Consider the following 15,171-nt stretch of genomic DNA (forward strand, 5'->3'; position numbering starts at 1 on the left):
CGGGGAATCGCTCAAAGGGTTGATGCTGCGCTCATCGGGGAAAACGACTATGAAAAGCCAAACGAATCGGTTATCGCAGCGTGCTGTCGGGATTGAGGAGCTCGATCAGCTCGTCGCGTGATCCTACGCCGATTTTCGCGTAAATATGGTTCGCGTGGGTCTTCACGGTCGATTTCGAAATGAACAGCTTGTATCCGATGTTCGTATAGCTGCGCCCCTGTAACAGCGCAAGAAGTACCTCGGTCTCCCTTGGCGTCAGTTCGTAGCGTTTCGCCATCGACTTAGAGAGCGCTTCCGGTATGGAGGGGGATCCGTCTTTCCCATGGGCGCTTTTCACCGATTGAAGCAGGTACACGACAATCCCCGCAATCACCGTTACAAGGAGTACGACTACGCAGACGAAGGTGCCCGTCTGAACATCGACCAGCGATCGCATGACCCTGCCGCATACGAATACGAGATCCTTCGCGCAGAACAGAATGCAGACGAGCTTTGAAAACGACGAGCCGAGTGCTTTCTTCATCGAGGTGAGGATGCCGAAAAACGCAACGTCAACCTGCGAGTAGACAGCAAACAGCAACACCCAGAGAAACCCGATCGAGCTCTCGACGACCGATGCCGCAACGAGGAGGACAACGAGTGCGCACGTGGAGAGAAGCCAGTAGAAAGCGGATACGAATCCCGAGTACGACCCGAATCTCCTTGCCAGCAGAATAACGATTCCGGAAATAAGCGGCGAAGCGACGAGGAGGGCCTGCGCACCGTATTCGCGGTATGCCGCCTCGTCCATGAAAAGAAGCCCCTGCACCAACCGCGCTGCCAAAACCGCGATGATGACAAGCTTCACCGCATCCCACGCCTCGCCGAGCGACGATTCGGTTTCTTCTTCGGCAACCCACTCGTAAGGCCGGGCAAGCTCAATCCGAAGGCACCAAAACGAGACTCCCAACACAATCATGCGCACGATGAACGCGCACACGTTGCCGAACAGATCGAAGCCCACCACCAACGGGGGAAGGCACGCGATAATCGTCGATATCCCCGATGTGGCAGAAATGCAGATAAGGGTTTTTACCAGCGTTTTCTTTTCATAAGCGCGCATCCAAAGACGGCAATACAGCGCGTAGCCCGACGCGAAGAGGACGCATGAGGCGGAAAGGATGCCTCTATCGTGAACCCCTTGCGCCGCAAGAACGAGAAACGCTTCCTGCACGAAAAACGCAGCCCCGAGCAAAGCAAGCGAAACGACAAAGAAGAGCTTCGACGAATCCTTCTGCGCAGCCGTAACGAAGAACACGATTGCCCACGTGGCAACCGAAGCAAGGCCCAGCAAAACCTGATAGTCCATGGAAAGCGGCGAATAGAAGCTGTACGCCCGCTGGAATACCAGTATGAGAACCACGAAGCCAAACGGGGTCCAAGCATATGTTCGACCAGTGCTCGCTCCCATCCTGGCTCCTCCCACACGCTCGCGAAGCGTACACAGTACTGGTTATTCTATCCTACAAAACCATCCCCCTGGCCAGATTATGGTCTCAAACGCTCCGTATGCCTCCTTCTGCCCACGTCAACGCAGCGTCGATCGCCCCACGATGCTTTCAAGGTGAGCGAGTCGACGCCCGGCAGACGCGGCCATCGACTCGCTCCATGCGTTCAGTACGATACTACTTGTCGTTGTGGCAATCGGAACAATCTTCGAATGTTCTTTGATGATGGCATTTCGTATAGCAATAGTTCACGTTTTCAGGAAGCTTCACGTCATCGGCTGAGGGAGTATCGCTCTCGTGCGCCGTATGGCACTTTCCGCAATCAATGACTTTTTCGTTGCCGGTCGCCTCATGCGGATTGGGCGCATCCTCATCGACGGTCCGATGGGGGTTTGCCACTTCTCCCGATTCGGCTACGTAGTCAGCCGACGCAGCGGATACCTCATCCAGGGAATGGCACGAGATGCACTCGTCGGTAACAACTTCTTTTGCCTCTACCTTCTTTTCAGGAGCCGCTGCGTTCGCCTGTCCTGCGCTCTCAGCTTGGCCCGCACCGTCACCCTTATCAGCATCAGAAGGCGTGCATCCTCCCATAACGCCGCACGCAAGAACGCAGGCTACAAGAACAATGGTTAGTTTTCTCTTCATTTTCAACCTCGATATTCATAATACAAATCGGGAAAGCGAGCAGGAACAAGCATCGGCACTCGCCCGCCGAGACCAATAATCCAATCCGCTATTGCAGAGGCTCCTCCTGGGCAACGTTTTCCCCGGCGATCATGGCAGCCGTAGCATAATGACCGAGGCTGTTGTGCGTACGGCGATAACCGAGAGAGTTCCCGCATTCGCCGCAGGCGTAGAGGTGGGGAATAACGGGCTCGTCGTTGCACGAAACAACCTTGGAGTCCAGCCGTGCGGTACCATCGATAACCTGCGATTTGCTGTTCACCCGTGCGCCGTTACGCCCCGTATGGCGAATGAGGCTTGCGCGAGCGGCATAGAACGGACCTGTTTCAATCTTAGCGGGTAGCAGCTTTCGACCGAACTCCTCGTCAACACCCGATTCGACGTACCCATTGTACGTTTCGATTGTCTTCTTCAGCTCATCGGCCGGCAGACCCGTCTTTTCGGCCAATTCGTCCAAAGTGTCCGCTATGGCAACGCAATCGGGATCGAGCAGAGAACCGGTGCGTGGATTGGGATTCGCCATCTCCTCGATGGGCCATTTGATGGCCTCAGCCATCGACGCATCCGCAATTGCCCAAACATTGCGAGGCTGAGGAAGCTCAAGGTACTTCGTTGTAAACTCGGATATTTCGGGATTTTCGCAATGATCGCCCTTACCTGCAAGCGCTTCCATAGCCGCAACGGCAGCATCGGGATCGAACACGGCAGCTTCAGCACCCTCTTCGCTCCCACCGGCAAAGCATGCCCCGCTTTTAGCGAGGTTCTCATTGAAGTAGCGCTTTCCTTCGCTTTGCACCACAATGCCGTTTTCGAAAAAAGCATCCGTTCCCAAAGTTTTTCCGCGCTCCCAGCCTTTGTTGTCGCGCCAGTCAAGCGGCTCCTCTCCCCAGCTCCAAAATGATTTTTGACCGAACCAAATCCAGAGATAGGAAACATAGGACATGTCGGTAAGAATACCGCCGATAGCATCAATGGCAATTTGGCCGTCGCCGGTTTCTTCGTTGAACATGGTGCCGTCAGCCGGAATGCCGCCATCGCCATAGCAGAACTCCCCTGCTGCCCGAGGGTCGTACATTTTCACCATGTGATCGTTGTCGGTCCAAGAGCCGGTAGCCACAACAACGCCTTTTTTCGCTTTGATGTTGGTGATCCCGTCTTTCGTTTCGATTTCAGCTCCCACGACGGGACCATCGACCTCTCGGTAAAGCTTCGTCATCCTGTGCTCAAGGAGAATGGGGACTCCGAGCTCGTTCAAGCGGTTCTCCCAAACCTGCGTCCAGCAAATACCTGCATTTTTACCCGTGCCCCAACCGCCAACGTACACACCGGGATTCTCGACCGGCCATAAACCGCGCTTGGTCTTCCCGCGGAGGAACCCCTGAGACAGATCCCCCCATTTCAGACCCAAATCCTCCATCCACTGGACGGTTTCAGCGCCGCGCTCGACAAGCGTGCGCATGATGTCGGCATCGCCACGATAGCTGCAAGAGAACATTTCGTCCTCAAACCACGTCTCGTTATCATCGGTCTCGCCAGCACGTTGCTGAACGATGTTGTTACCGCCCATAGTGCAGCCACCGCCAGAAGCCATCCAGAAGCCGCCCGGATGATCCGACTTCTCCACAATCAGCACGTCTGCGCCCGCTTCGGCGGCCTTGACTCCGGCAGCCAGCCCACTGCCGGCCCCGACGATCAGAACGTCGACTTCTTTGTCCCAGCTTTTCGGCATATCGCTCGACGCAGATGCCTCTGCGTTCGAACAGCCTGTAAGCGCCGTACCCGCAATACCCACTGCACCCACCGCTAATGCTCCCTTAAGGAAGTTACGACGTGTTACTTCTCCCATGTTTTCCTCCTGAAACGTATACTGCGTTCATGCTTTTGCACGTACCGTGAAGGATAGAAACGCAGCAGGATCGATGCGTCCCCCGTATTTCGTCATTCGCGTTTCACGAGGTTTTTTTCGTCACCCGAAAAAGGGTATATGCCATCAAAACGGCAATAGATATTTTCTGAAACCAAAGATGCGGTACAATTCAACCTCGGTGAACGAACGTCAAAGCCAGGGGGGAGACATGGCGGTTTCAAAACGAGCGAACACCGCTATCCTGATCGCATGCTGCATCGCATTCGGTTTGTACTGGGGCACAAGCTACGTCGGCTTCTCAAATGCTTTGCTCGATCTGCGGTTAACCGCATTTGTCGAAGTTTTGGCTCGAGGGATTTCCTGCATTCTCTTTGCTCTGGTGCTGAACAAAATGAAAAGGGTTCCGCTCCCCCTTTTCATTGCAATGCTCGTGCTTCAGGTTTTTGCAATCACGGTAAAAACGACCGGCATCGTATCGCAAGGCGTCATGTTGCCCCTTGCGGCAAGCATCTCCTATAGCCTTTACTCGGGATTTCTTATCGTCTGCTCGGCATATTGCCTGTACTCCTTCTCTTCGCATAAATCGATCTACTGCATCGTGCCTATCGGTTTCATCATCTCGTATGCCTACGGCATGCTTATCGTCGCCGCAGATGCCCAGCCGGTAGTAAACGCACTTACAGGAATTGCTGTTCCGCTCATCATCTACTTCCCGATGCGGCAAAAGGGCTTCTTGTCGCGCATGACACCGTCAACGCACGTTGGAGCAGACAACTTCATCGCAAGATCGAAAGCGTGGTTTCGACAGCATTCCGAAAGCTCCCCATCGTTCTTTTTTCTTGGAGCGATAGCGCTGTTCCTCATCCTGATAGGAGTTTGGTTCAGGATCGGAGCGAATATCGAAGGATCCCTCTGGCTCCTGAGTCCCCAGATTGGCTCTTGGTGCATATTCGCGCTTGCCGTCTTCCTTGCAGTGATGGCCGTTACCGATGGAAAGGTTTCTATACGTTCCTTTTCGATTGGAACCCTCGCTGCTTTTCTGGGAGTGCTCATTCTCACTGCATTTTTTTGGAACGAGGCTACTGATCTCATTCGGAGTTTTTCGAGTATTTGGCTTGTCACCTTCCAATCGATGCTCTATGTTTCGTGCCGCTCGTTCGGAAAAACGAACGTCGATCGAGCAATCGGCTTGGGGGCCTACCAAGGTATCGCCTTAGTCATGCTTGCAATCGGAAACGTGATCGGTCTCTTCTTCTTCGAGAACCTCGCCCTCGATAAGTTTTCCTTTATGGCGTTCTCGTTTGTTTTTATGCTCATATTCGTTGTCGCCACGGTTGCCGAGTTCTACCCCCTGCTCAAAAGAACAGAGAGAGCCGAGAAAGCGGCTGCGAATGATTCAACCGGTACGGTCGGATCCGTCTCCGAAAACCAAACCGATAGGGCGCTTGCATCGCTCTGTGAAAAATATGGTGTGACCGCACGAGAGCAGGATATTATCGGCAGGTATTCGCGTGGAAGAAGCATTGCAAGCATCGCCGACGATCTCTTCTTGTCCAAAGACACCGTCAAAACACACGTTAAGCGCACGTATGCCAAACTTGACGTCCACAACAAGCGAGAGCTCCAGGATGCAATCGGAACCGAAGAGAAACGGTTAAGCACGGCTAATCGGAAATAGGCCGATTTCTGCAAGCACGCCAAACCGCCCTAGCAAACTATCAGAAAAATGAAGGCTAGGCCTACACCTTGTACATGAACTGGAAGACGTCCTCGCGCTGCGTGATCACCTGCACGCCAAGGTCTTCGCCGACCGCCTCGAGGCGCTCCTGCACCGTGTTGAAGTCGGCAACCTCGGTATCGAGCGTCACGAGCATGGTCATCGAGAAGATGTCGTCGAGGATCGTCTGGCTGATGTCGTCGATGTTTGCCCCGCACTGCGCGAGCACGTTCGAAACCGCGGCAACGATGCCGCTTCTGTCCTTGCCCAAAACCGATACGACGCACTTCATACCAAAACCCTTTCCGTGATGCTGCAGAATTCCGATTCACTATACCGCAAAACGGCATACGACACGGCGCGCTCTTTGCGGCGCACACCAAACGCAAAGGCGCCTACATCGAGCGGTGCGGCGCAAAGATGAGCGAGAGCGCCTCGTTGCGCGTTGCCTGACTGCGCTCGAACACGCCGCGAACGGCGCTTGTGGTCGTGCGAGCACCGGGCTTCTTCACGCCGCGCATGCTCATGCACATGTGCTCGGCCTCGAGCACCACGATCACTCCTTGCGGGTTCAACTCCTCGACCAGAGTGTCGGCTATCTGCGACGTCAGGCGCTCTTGAACCTGAGGGCGCTTCGCGAATGCATCGACCAAGCGAGCGAGCTTCGACAACCCGCAGATACGACCGTTCGCCGCGGGAATGTAAGCAACATGGGCGAGGCCGAAAAAGGGCACGAGATGATGCTCGCACATGGAGTAGAAGGGTATGTCGCGCACCAGCACCATTTCCTCATGATGCTCGTCGAACAGCGTTTCAAAATGCTCGGAGGGATCCTCCGTCATGCCCGCGAACACCTCTTCGTACATCTTCGCCACGCGTTCCGGCGTCTTCTGCAATCCCTCGCGATCGGGATCCTCCCCGATTCCCTCGAGTATCAGCCGCACTCCCTGTTCTATCTTCGCTGCATCCATAATCGACTCGCTCGATTCCTTTCCGTCGCTCCCATTGCACCCGAGCATCATACCACGCACCGGCAGTACACCAGCATACACCCGTGGGGAACAACTCCACGCCCAACCGTATGCGCAGGGATAGCCGGTATCGCGCAGCGTGCGTTACTTGCTGTCCCAAGGGTATCCGAAGGCCCTAACTATGTATAATTGGATCAACATTATCCGAGCCACAGCAAGAAGAGGGTAGATATGATCGGCGTAAACGCGGTCGAAGAAAGTCCGAGAGCGGTACTGCTGTTCACATGCTGCCCGCCGACTGACTACGAAGCCATGCGCGATATGCTCGAACCCGACTACTGCACGGAGTATGCACCAGATGTCGATATCGCACTTGAAATTGTGCGCAACGAACCGGTTGCCGCGATTTTCTGCGACTTCTCGGCGCCAGAGTGCCCCAAGCTCCTTGAAAACCTGCGAAGCACCGAGAGCCTTGCCCGGCTTCCGATCCTCGCACTCGAATCGACGGGCAGCGAAGAAGCACAATGCGCAGCCCTCGATCAGGGGGCCGAGGACGTTATCGCCAAAACCACCAGCCCTCGGCTTGCACGCACCCGCATACAGAACGCCCTGCGCCGCGCTAGCTCCTGCGCGCCAGCCGGCGATGTTCCGAGCGTCGCCCTTGCCGACCAGCGCAGAGCAGAAGCGCAGGTGCAGGAAACAAACGAGCAGCTTCGGTTCCTCAACGAAACCTCCCGCTACCTGCTGGTAGGCACCACCGACTCAGACGATGCGATTCACCAGACGCTTGAAAAAACACGCGAGTACTTCGATGGCGATCGAGCGTACATCTTCGAACTCGATGACGCGCATCAGGAGTCAAACAACACCTACGAATCCTGCGCACAAGGCGTGCCCTCGGTAAAGGACGGTTTGCAACACGTGCCGTATTCTCTTCAGGAGTACGCCCTGAACGTTTTAGGAGCGGGTGGAACCATCAGCCTTGACAATGTGCACAGGATAGCAACGAGTGGCCTCAACGAAAGCAACATCATCACCGATCAGGGTATACACGGCATTATTCTCGTTCCGCTCTTAACCGGTACGAAGCTCATCGGTTTCATGGGCGTTGACAACCCTGCACGAAACATCACGCACGTCAATCACCTTGCAAGTCTCGGAGATTACATAACAGCCATACTCCAGCGACGCGATAGCGAGGCTCAGATACTCCACGACAACCGCGTCCTACAGGACATCATGAACGACATGCCCGGAGGATTCGTCCAGCAGAGGGTCAGCCCCGACGGTAGAACGGTGCCGATTTTCATCAACGAGGAGTTCTGCCGCATGAGCGGTATGAGCCACGACGAGTGCGTCGAATTCTACAGCACCGACGGTTTCACAGGCGTCCATCCCGACGATAACGCAATGGCAAAGGCGGCATTGGAAAGGCTGATCACCACCCGTGAAACGATAACGCTGCGCCTTCGCCTCATCCGTGGCGACGGCAGTTACGTTCCCATGCAAGCGTTTTATCGCGTTACCGACGATCGAGATGACAATCTGCTGCTCAGCGGCTACTATACTGACTTGACCGAGCAGCTGGCGACCGAAGAGCGCGAAATGGCCGAACACGATGAGTTGACCGGGCTGTTCAATCGAACAAAGCTCGCACGCATGAAAGCGAGCAAGTATCAGGTGCTCTCCTCCTGCGGGGTTTTGTTCTTCGACGTGAACCACCTCAAGACCGTAAACGACACGCAAGGACACGATCAGGGCGATACGCTGCTGCGGATCGTAGCTGACAGCATCCTGTCGATAACCGACGATCGCATTCACGGCTACCGCTACGGCGGCGACGAGTTCCTTGTCGTGGCATGCAACGGCGAAGAGGACGAGCTGCCCAAGCTCGTCGAGCGATGGAAGAGCCACATGGACGCGCTCGCAGAGGATCGCAAGATCACGGCAACCGCTGCTGTCGGCTGCTGCTGGAGCGAGGCTCCATTCACGTTGAACGATCTCGTACATCGCGCGGATCAAGCAATGTACACCGAAAAGCATCGGACCCGGCAAACCGCCGAATAGCGTCAAACCTGCTTTCGGCGACGGTAGTTCAAGGACGATGCAGCCAGGCGATATACCTATCGCGCAAACCCCTATATCCTGCCAAAGCAGAAGCCAGGGCGAACAACCCGACATAAAACAATGCCGATTCGTTCGCCCAAATAGAGAGACCCGGCAGAAGGGAGGGCTTGCCGGGTCTCTCGCGAGGGGTAGTTCTTGTTTCGGGCTCGAATAGCAGCTATCAAGCCTTTGCTTTGCGGTTAACCGCTATACTGCACGCTCGCGCAGCTCATGGCACGTTCCGCACTGGAACACGCCCTTGTGATGGCACTGAGCGCACCACATCATCGCATCCTTCTGGAGATCCTTGGAATGGATGTTGTGGCAATCGGTGCACGTCGGGTTCATCGTATCGTGCTGTTCGTTGCTCGGATAGTCGTGCGGGTTCTGAACCTTGCCCTTTTCGTCCTTGAAATCCTGGTTGTCGGCGGTGATCACCGCCATCTCCTCCATCGTTCCATGGCAATCGGAGCTCTGGCACGTCTCGGCGTCGACGGTAATGACCGTCGGTTTCGAAGCGGGCTTGTCCGCGTAGGTCACACCTTCGTGCGCGGTCTTCAGCACGGTCTCTTCGGTATGGCATTGCACGCACTGCAGATCGGCATGCTCGGATGCCTGCGGGATGCCCGCATCGGCCATGCTCCCGGACTCGGTCGTATGGCAGGTTTGGCAATCGATGTCCATCGTCCAATCCACTGCCTGGGTTGCCATCGGATCCTCTTTTTGGGTCGGCTCGTCCGAAGAGCTCGGCTTGCTTTCCTGCGGAGAGCATCCCACAACCAGCCCGAGAACAACGGTCAGCGCCAGCACCATGACCGTAACGGCCATTGCCGCGAGCGCCTTGTTGGTGGTTTTCGTTGTTGCGTTCGTCATTGCTTTCCTATCATGCTTGAAGTTCGGCCGATCTGACGACCGGCCGAACCTTCGCTCATCGCTTGGCCGTTAAACCTGGTAATGCAACGGTCCGTTCGTACAACGCCTTACTTGGAGGCAGCGTCCCACGGCTCGAGGCCGGCGCAGTGGCGTCCGCCGATGCGGCCCCATACCATGTTCTCGGAGTTGTTGCCGCCCGTGATACCGTAGCTGTGAGCCTGGAAGTTGCCGAAGCTGCCCGCGGCGTAGAGGCGCGGAATCACGTTGCCGGCAGGATCGAGCACCTGGGCGTTCGCGTTCTTCTTCGGGCCGCCAAGCGTCGAGCAGGAACCGGGGTAGATCGAGATGGCGTAGTAGGGTCCTTCTTCGGTGAGCTTGTTGTCCTCGACGGTGAGCTCGCGATCGAAGCGGGCGTCTTTGCCGGCGTCGCAGAAGGCCTGGTACTCTTCGAACGTGGCCTTCAGGTTGTCGAGATCCATCCAGTGGTCGTATTCCTGGATGGCCTTGACGAGGTCCTCAAGCGTATCGCCCTTGAGCACCCACTTGCGATCGATCTCGACCTGGTTGTCGTCGGACCAGCCGTCCCACGCGCGCAGCTCGTCGGGAAGGTCGGTGGTGTAGTTTCCGCACTCGAACCAACCGCCCTGTTGGCTGCCCATCGGGCCGCCGTCGATGCCCTTCTGGTCGAAGATCTGCCACGAGGGGATGCGGTCGTAATCGTCGATGGCATCGTTGAACGACATGAGCGTATGCCAGCCGTTGTGCGCGGTGCCGCCGGTCTTCGATTCGTTCTGGTAGCGCTTGCCCAGACGGTTCACCGTGAAAAACGCATCGGACTGCGGGCCGGCAAAGATCGCGAAATCGTAGTCGGGATCGCGGGTCCACATGGCGGTCGTGGAGATGACCATGTTCATGTGCCAGAGCTTGGCGCCCACTTCTTCGACCATGCGGATGCCGTCGCCGGTGTTCCACTCCCAGCCTTCGAACTTGAAGGGGTAGATGCTCAGGTAGGTGTTCTTGAGTTCTTCGTTGAACTCGAAGCCGCCCGTGCACATGCAGACGCCCTTGCGAGCCTTAACCGTCTTCTCGGTGCCGTTCTCGAGGAACTTCACGCCGACGATTTCCTTGTTCTCGGGGTTCTGGATCAGATGCTCTTCGGTGCAGCCGAACAGGATCTGAATCGGCAGACCGAGATCGGCGCGCGTTGCCTCGAGCTCGTGGAACGTAGTCATGCCGAAGCCGTCGACGCTCGAAACGCCGATGCACCCGGCGTACTTGCCGTCATCGAGGAACCAGTACTCGGGGATGGTCCCCGCAAGCGCCTGCTCGGCGACCTCGTAGGTCATGCCGTACTTGTCGGCGTATTCGGTATGGCGAACCGCTTCGGCGATGTAGGCGTCGATCATATCCTCTTCGATGAGGCCGTGGCCGAACGCAACGCAGTAATCGCGGAATACCTTCTCGTCTTTGATGACCGTCCACTCGCCGTTGTTGATGCGACTGTTCCCGCCGCCCTCAACCGGAGCCTTCTCGAGAATGATGACTTCCGAGCCGCCTTCGTCGGCGGCGACGAGAGAAGACCACATGCCCGCTCCGCCGTATCCGACGACGACGACATCGGTCTCGTAGTCCCACGAACTCGGCAGCCAATCACCCGACGGCGCCGCAGATCCCGAAGCGCCCGACGCGCAGCCCGCCAATGCGGCGGATCCGGCGATGGCAGCACCGGCGACAGCGGCACCCTTCAGGAAATTACGACGAGACAATCCTTCGCTCATAGTTCCTCCTTGGATAAGACGGGCAGACCACTAGTGATCGTCACTCCCTCGCGACGGCGTCCTCCTCCTTGTTGGACAATCTGCCCGACAGCGGGGGTCATTGTAGGAAGGGCGCCGAAAAGAAGCACCGTATAATGGATGTGATTTTCCATTATTTTATTTTTTGATTTTTGAACTGGGGTTTTACCCGTCAATCGGATCGATAATCCGAGTGATTATTTTCGCCGATGAAGGTAGTATCATGCCCAAGCCATCGAGGTAGGTATAGTAAACTGATCTGGTAATCGTTGGGATTACCGTGCCAGACGTCGATAGGCTTGCACTTACTACGTTTGTTTTCAGGGGAGAGCATGGGATCACAAGGGGAGCAAAGCGCGGGCGCCAAACTGCTCGGCATCAAGGGAGACCTCGTTGATTACGTTATGGTGATCGTGGGGTTCGGCCTCTGCCGCGCATGGATCGTATCGTGCCTTTCGGCATCGGTTGCGAGCTTCGGCCCGCGGACCGATTGGGTGTTCTTGCTGGCGGGCGCGGCTTCGGCATCGCTGACCGCCATGGCCATGACGCGGTTCGTCGGCAGCCTGCCGCGCATGCACGAGCGTCTGACCGATGTTATGACAGGGCTCATATTGGGTTCCGCCGTCTGCATACCGGCCGCAGCGTGGCTCGATTCGTCGACTCTGCTTTTACTTGGGCTCATCATCGGCGGTGCGGGAGCCGGTTTGCTCCAGGTTATCTGGGGCGAGCGCTTCGCCGCTCAAAACCTGTTCTTCTCGCTCGCCTGCGCGCCGGCTGCCGCCATCGTCACGGGCATCGTGCTCGCCATGTCCTCAACCGATAACCAACTCACCTTCGTCGTCATCCCGATCCTCTCGCTCCTGCTGCTCGTACTCGAATGCAAGCGATGCAAGATCGAATGGAAAACGGGGCTGCCCGAAGGCATGGTAGAAGACGACGTGGCCGATTCGATCATCAGCCCCGACGAGCACGGCGTGCTGCGCGACCGCATGAGGCTCGGCAAAGACTCCGCGAAGCTCATGCTGTCGATCATGGTGTTCTCGTTCCTCGTTCGGATATTCGACGCCTTTCCCATAAGCGGCGACGACCCGTTCGCCATGGTCGGCGGCAGCGGCGCGTTCAGCCTTGTAATCGTGGGCGCCATATTCCTCGCCATCTCGTTTCTGCTCAAAGACCGCATGAACGTATCGTTCGCCTACCGGCTCTCGGTGCCCATCATGATCGCCGGCTTGATAGCGATGGCTCTGCTCTTCGAACAACGCACCTATTTCTCCGTCTTGGCCGTGAGCGTCGGCTACGAGCTGTTCGACATCCTCTCATGGGTGCTGTTCGGCGAAATCGCCCGCAGGATAGGCCGCAACGCCGCACCCTACGTGTTCGGCATCGGCGTGACGTTTACCTTTATAGGCATGGCCGCAGGATACGTGCTCAGCGCCGTGCTGACCCCGCTCGTAAACGCCGGGGACGTAACGATCGGAACTGTCGCCCTCATTTCGGTCCTCTGCCTTGCCGTCGTCGCGTTCATGGTGTTGCCCGAAAGCGCAGTTGCCTCCATTCTCTCTATCAAGAAACCCAGCAAGAAATCGGAAGCACCCAAAGAAGAAGCCGAAGACGAAACGATGCCGGCCATCACCCTCGAGGCGAAGTGCAACGGCATCGCCGAAGAATGCGGGCTTACGCCGCGCGAGGAAGAAGTGCTCACGTTTCTCGCGCGCGGCAGAACCCTTTCGATCGTGGCACGCGATCTGCATATCGCGAAGAACACCGCCCGCACCCACATCGAGAAGATCTACCAGAAAACGGGCATCCACAAGCAACAGGAGCTCATCGACTACGTGGAGGAGTGGGAGCCCGAAATCGCCTTGCAGGAGCGGGCGGCAGAGTAAAACGAAACGGCCGGCCGACTGCGCCGAACAGCGCGCATCGACCGGCCGGCACTACCTCGAGAGCGCTTTCGAGAGCGCCCGCTGCGAACGGGGGCTGCTGCGCTCTGCGCGGCAGCTAGATGGCAGCCTTTTTGCCCAGAAGCTCGCCGAGCGCCCGCATGGCGAGGTAATCGGGGTTCGGCACCGCCTCTTCGCCCTCGTCGCCCTGCACGGTAACGGTCTCGGGAATCAGACCGTCATCGGGCAGTTCGTGGGCTCCCTCGATCGTAACGCTTCTGATCTCGTCGCCGATCCTCAAAGCATGCACCACGTCGAGCCCCTCGACGACGTTTCCGAACACGGTGAATTTGTCGTCGTATTCGGGATGGTCGGCAAGCGAGAAGAAAAACTGGCAGCTGCCGCTGTCGGGTTTCGCCTTATGGGTGAGCGAAAGCGCACCCTCAACGTGACGGTTGCGGGGGTTGAGCTCCCATTCATCCTTGATTACATAGCCGGGATCTCCCACACCCGGATGAATGCCGCGCAGTTGCTCGCGCACTGCCATGCGAACCTGCTGCGGGCGAAGCGCACGGGTGATCGGACATCCGCCCACCACCACATCGCCCTCTTTGCGACCGTGGAAGTTCAGCCCATCGTAGAATCCCTTGCAGGCGAGCTCGACGAAGTTGCCTACGGTAGCGGGCGCGTCGCTTCCCTTGAGCTGCACGCGGATGGTGCCCTTGTTCGTATCGATAACGGCCATCTCCTCGCCCGACGGAACGTAGCGCGGCGTATAGAGCGGCTTGATGATCTGTGCCATGACGGTCCTCCCTCAAACACACGGTTTTCCTTGCCAGGGAACCTTACCGCCACATGCCGCGGCGCACATCGGATCGATAATCCTATTTGCCCGCCGCCCGCTCGGCAATGCTCAACGCGAGCTCGCGCAGGCGTTCGCGCGAAAGCGGCGTGGGTACGCTGAACCGCTCGTTGACCTCGATCGCATGCGCGAGCGCGCGGTAGGCATCGGCCTGTTCGCTTGTCGGAGCATACTGAATAACCGTTTGCTTGTTGAGTTCGCTTTGCTGAACGATGTTGTCGCGCGGGATCACGCCGACAACCGACGTGCCCAGCTCCTCGGCAAACGTCTGCACGAGCTCCACCTCGCCTGCCACGTTTCGGCAGTTGCAGATGACGCCGCCCAAGCGGGCGCGTCCCGAAGAGGCGAACTTGAGGATGCCCGTCGCGATGTTGTTCGCCGCGTAAAGCGCCATCATCTCACCGCTCGTTACCAGGTATATCTCCTGCGCCTTGCCTTCGCGAATCGGCATGGCGAACCCGCCGCATACCACGTCGCCGAGCACGTCGTAGAACACGTAGTCGAGCCCGTCGTGGATGATGCCCTGCCGTTCGATGAGCTCGATGGCGCAGATGATACCGCGTCCCGCGCACCCCACGCCCGGCTCGGGTCCGCCCGATTCAACACAGGCGATATCGGCGAACCCCGTATGGACGATGCCCTCGACGGGCGCATTGGGGGCCGCGTTGCGCGATTGCGATCGCACTTTCTCGAGCACGGTTTCCTGGAAGAGCTCGCCGGTCAAAAGCGAGGTGCAATCGGCCTTGGGATCACATCCCACCACGAGCATCTTTAGTCCCGCTTCGCCGAGCGCCGCGGCGATGTTCTGGCTGGTGGTCGATTTACCGATGCCTCCCTTGCCATAGAAAGCGATCTGTCGAAGCAGTTGTTCTCCCATTGCGCATCCTTGCCTTTCGTCCTACCGTGCGCCGGTTATGCTGAG

12 protein-coding genes are annotated in these 15,171 nt (G+C 57.3%); 3 read left to right on the forward strand and 9 right to left on the reverse strand.

Annotation, left to right across the window (positions count from 1 at the left end; genetic code table 11):
- Positions 1-70: 70 nt before the first annotated feature.
- From MWL89_RS15400 to MWL89_RS15410, 3 genes are all read right to left on the reverse strand, one after another.
- A complete protein-coding gene (locus tag MWL89_RS15400) occupies positions 71-1,450 on the reverse strand; it encodes a response regulator transcription factor (protein WP_102380200.1) in 1,380 nt (459 codons plus the stop codon).
- Positions 1,451-1,664: 214 nt separating this feature from the next.
- A complete protein-coding gene (locus MWL89_RS15405; protein WP_146040704.1) occupies positions 1,665-2,135 on the reverse strand; it encodes a hypothetical protein in 471 nt (156 codons plus the stop codon).
- Positions 2,136-2,223: 88 nt separating this feature from the next.
- Complete coding sequence (locus MWL89_RS15410) at positions 2,224-4,020, reverse strand: FAD-dependent oxidoreductase (protein ID WP_102380202.1); 1,797 nt, start codon at positions 4,018-4,020, stop codon at positions 2,224-2,226.
- A gap of 229 nt (positions 4,021-4,249) precedes the next feature.
- Here MWL89_RS15410 and MWL89_RS15415 point away from each other — a divergent pair, with 229 nt between their 5' ends.
- Entirely contained in the window at positions 4,250-5,719 is a 1,470-nt protein-coding gene (locus MWL89_RS15415; RefSeq protein ID WP_244387227.1) for a helix-turn-helix transcriptional regulator, read from the forward strand.
- A 61-nt stretch (positions 5,720-5,780) separates the two neighbouring features.
- Here MWL89_RS15415 and MWL89_RS15420 read toward each other — a convergent pair whose 3' ends face one another.
- Positions 5,781-6,050 carry an ACT domain-containing protein gene (locus MWL89_RS15420; RefSeq protein WP_102380204.1) on the reverse strand — a complete coding sequence of 90 codons (270 nt, stop codon included), beginning with the start codon at positions 6,048-6,050 and terminating at the stop codon, positions 5,781-5,783.
- 103 nt (positions 6,051-6,153) lie between these two features.
- Positions 6,154-6,729, reverse strand: a complete 576-nt coding sequence (gene folE, locus MWL89_RS15425; RefSeq protein ID WP_102380205.1) for a GTP cyclohydrolase I FolE — start codon at positions 6,727-6,729, stop codon at positions 6,154-6,156.
- A gap of 231 nt (positions 6,730-6,960) precedes the next feature.
- Here folE and MWL89_RS15430 point away from each other — a divergent pair, with 231 nt between their 5' ends.
- Positions 6,961-8,796, forward strand: coding sequence for a diguanylate cyclase domain-containing protein (locus MWL89_RS15430; RefSeq protein ID WP_244387229.1), 1,836 nt, complete (start codon positions 6,961-6,963; stop codon positions 8,794-8,796).
- A gap of 246 nt (positions 8,797-9,042) precedes the next feature.
- Here the strand turns inward: MWL89_RS15430 and MWL89_RS15435 are convergent, their stop codons facing one another.
- Both MWL89_RS15435 and MWL89_RS15440 read right to left on the reverse strand, forming a co-directional pair.
- The gene (locus MWL89_RS15435) at positions 9,043-9,708 is read right to left on the reverse strand and encodes a cytochrome c3 family protein (RefSeq protein ID WP_102380206.1); all 666 of its coding nucleotides are present in this window, start codon (positions 9,706-9,708) and stop codon (positions 9,043-9,045) included.
- A gap of 107 nt (positions 9,709-9,815) precedes the next feature.
- The gene (locus MWL89_RS15440) at positions 9,816-11,486 is read right to left on the reverse strand and encodes an FAD-binding protein (protein ID WP_244387231.1); all 1,671 of its coding nucleotides are present in this window, start codon (positions 11,484-11,486) and stop codon (positions 9,816-9,818) included.
- Between the two features lie 350 nt (positions 11,487-11,836).
- On the opposite strand from MWL89_RS15440, the gene MWL89_RS15445 reads away from it, so the two are divergent.
- Positions 11,837-13,390 (forward strand): helix-turn-helix transcriptional regulator, encoded by a 1,554-nt coding sequence (locus tag MWL89_RS15445; RefSeq protein WP_244387234.1) that lies wholly within the window; start codon positions 11,837-11,839, stop codon positions 13,388-13,390.
- A gap of 115 nt (positions 13,391-13,505) precedes the next feature.
- Here MWL89_RS15445 and MWL89_RS15450 read toward each other — a convergent pair whose 3' ends face one another.
- Positions 13,506-14,189 (reverse strand): peptidylprolyl isomerase, encoded by a 684-nt coding sequence (locus tag MWL89_RS15450; protein WP_102380209.1) that lies wholly within the window; start codon positions 14,187-14,189, stop codon positions 13,506-13,508.
- A gap of 82 nt (positions 14,190-14,271) precedes the next feature.
- Positions 14,272-15,126: a nitrogenase iron protein gene (nifH, locus tag MWL89_RS15455; RefSeq protein WP_102380210.1), complete on the reverse strand. Its 855-nt coding sequence runs from the start codon at positions 15,124-15,126 to the stop codon at positions 14,272-14,274.
- Positions 15,127-15,171: the final 45 nt, after the last annotated feature.

This window comes from Raoultibacter timonensis, from assembly GCF_022845715.1.
GTDB lineage: Bacteria > Actinomycetota > Coriobacteriia > Coriobacteriales > Eggerthellaceae > Raoultibacter > Raoultibacter timonensis.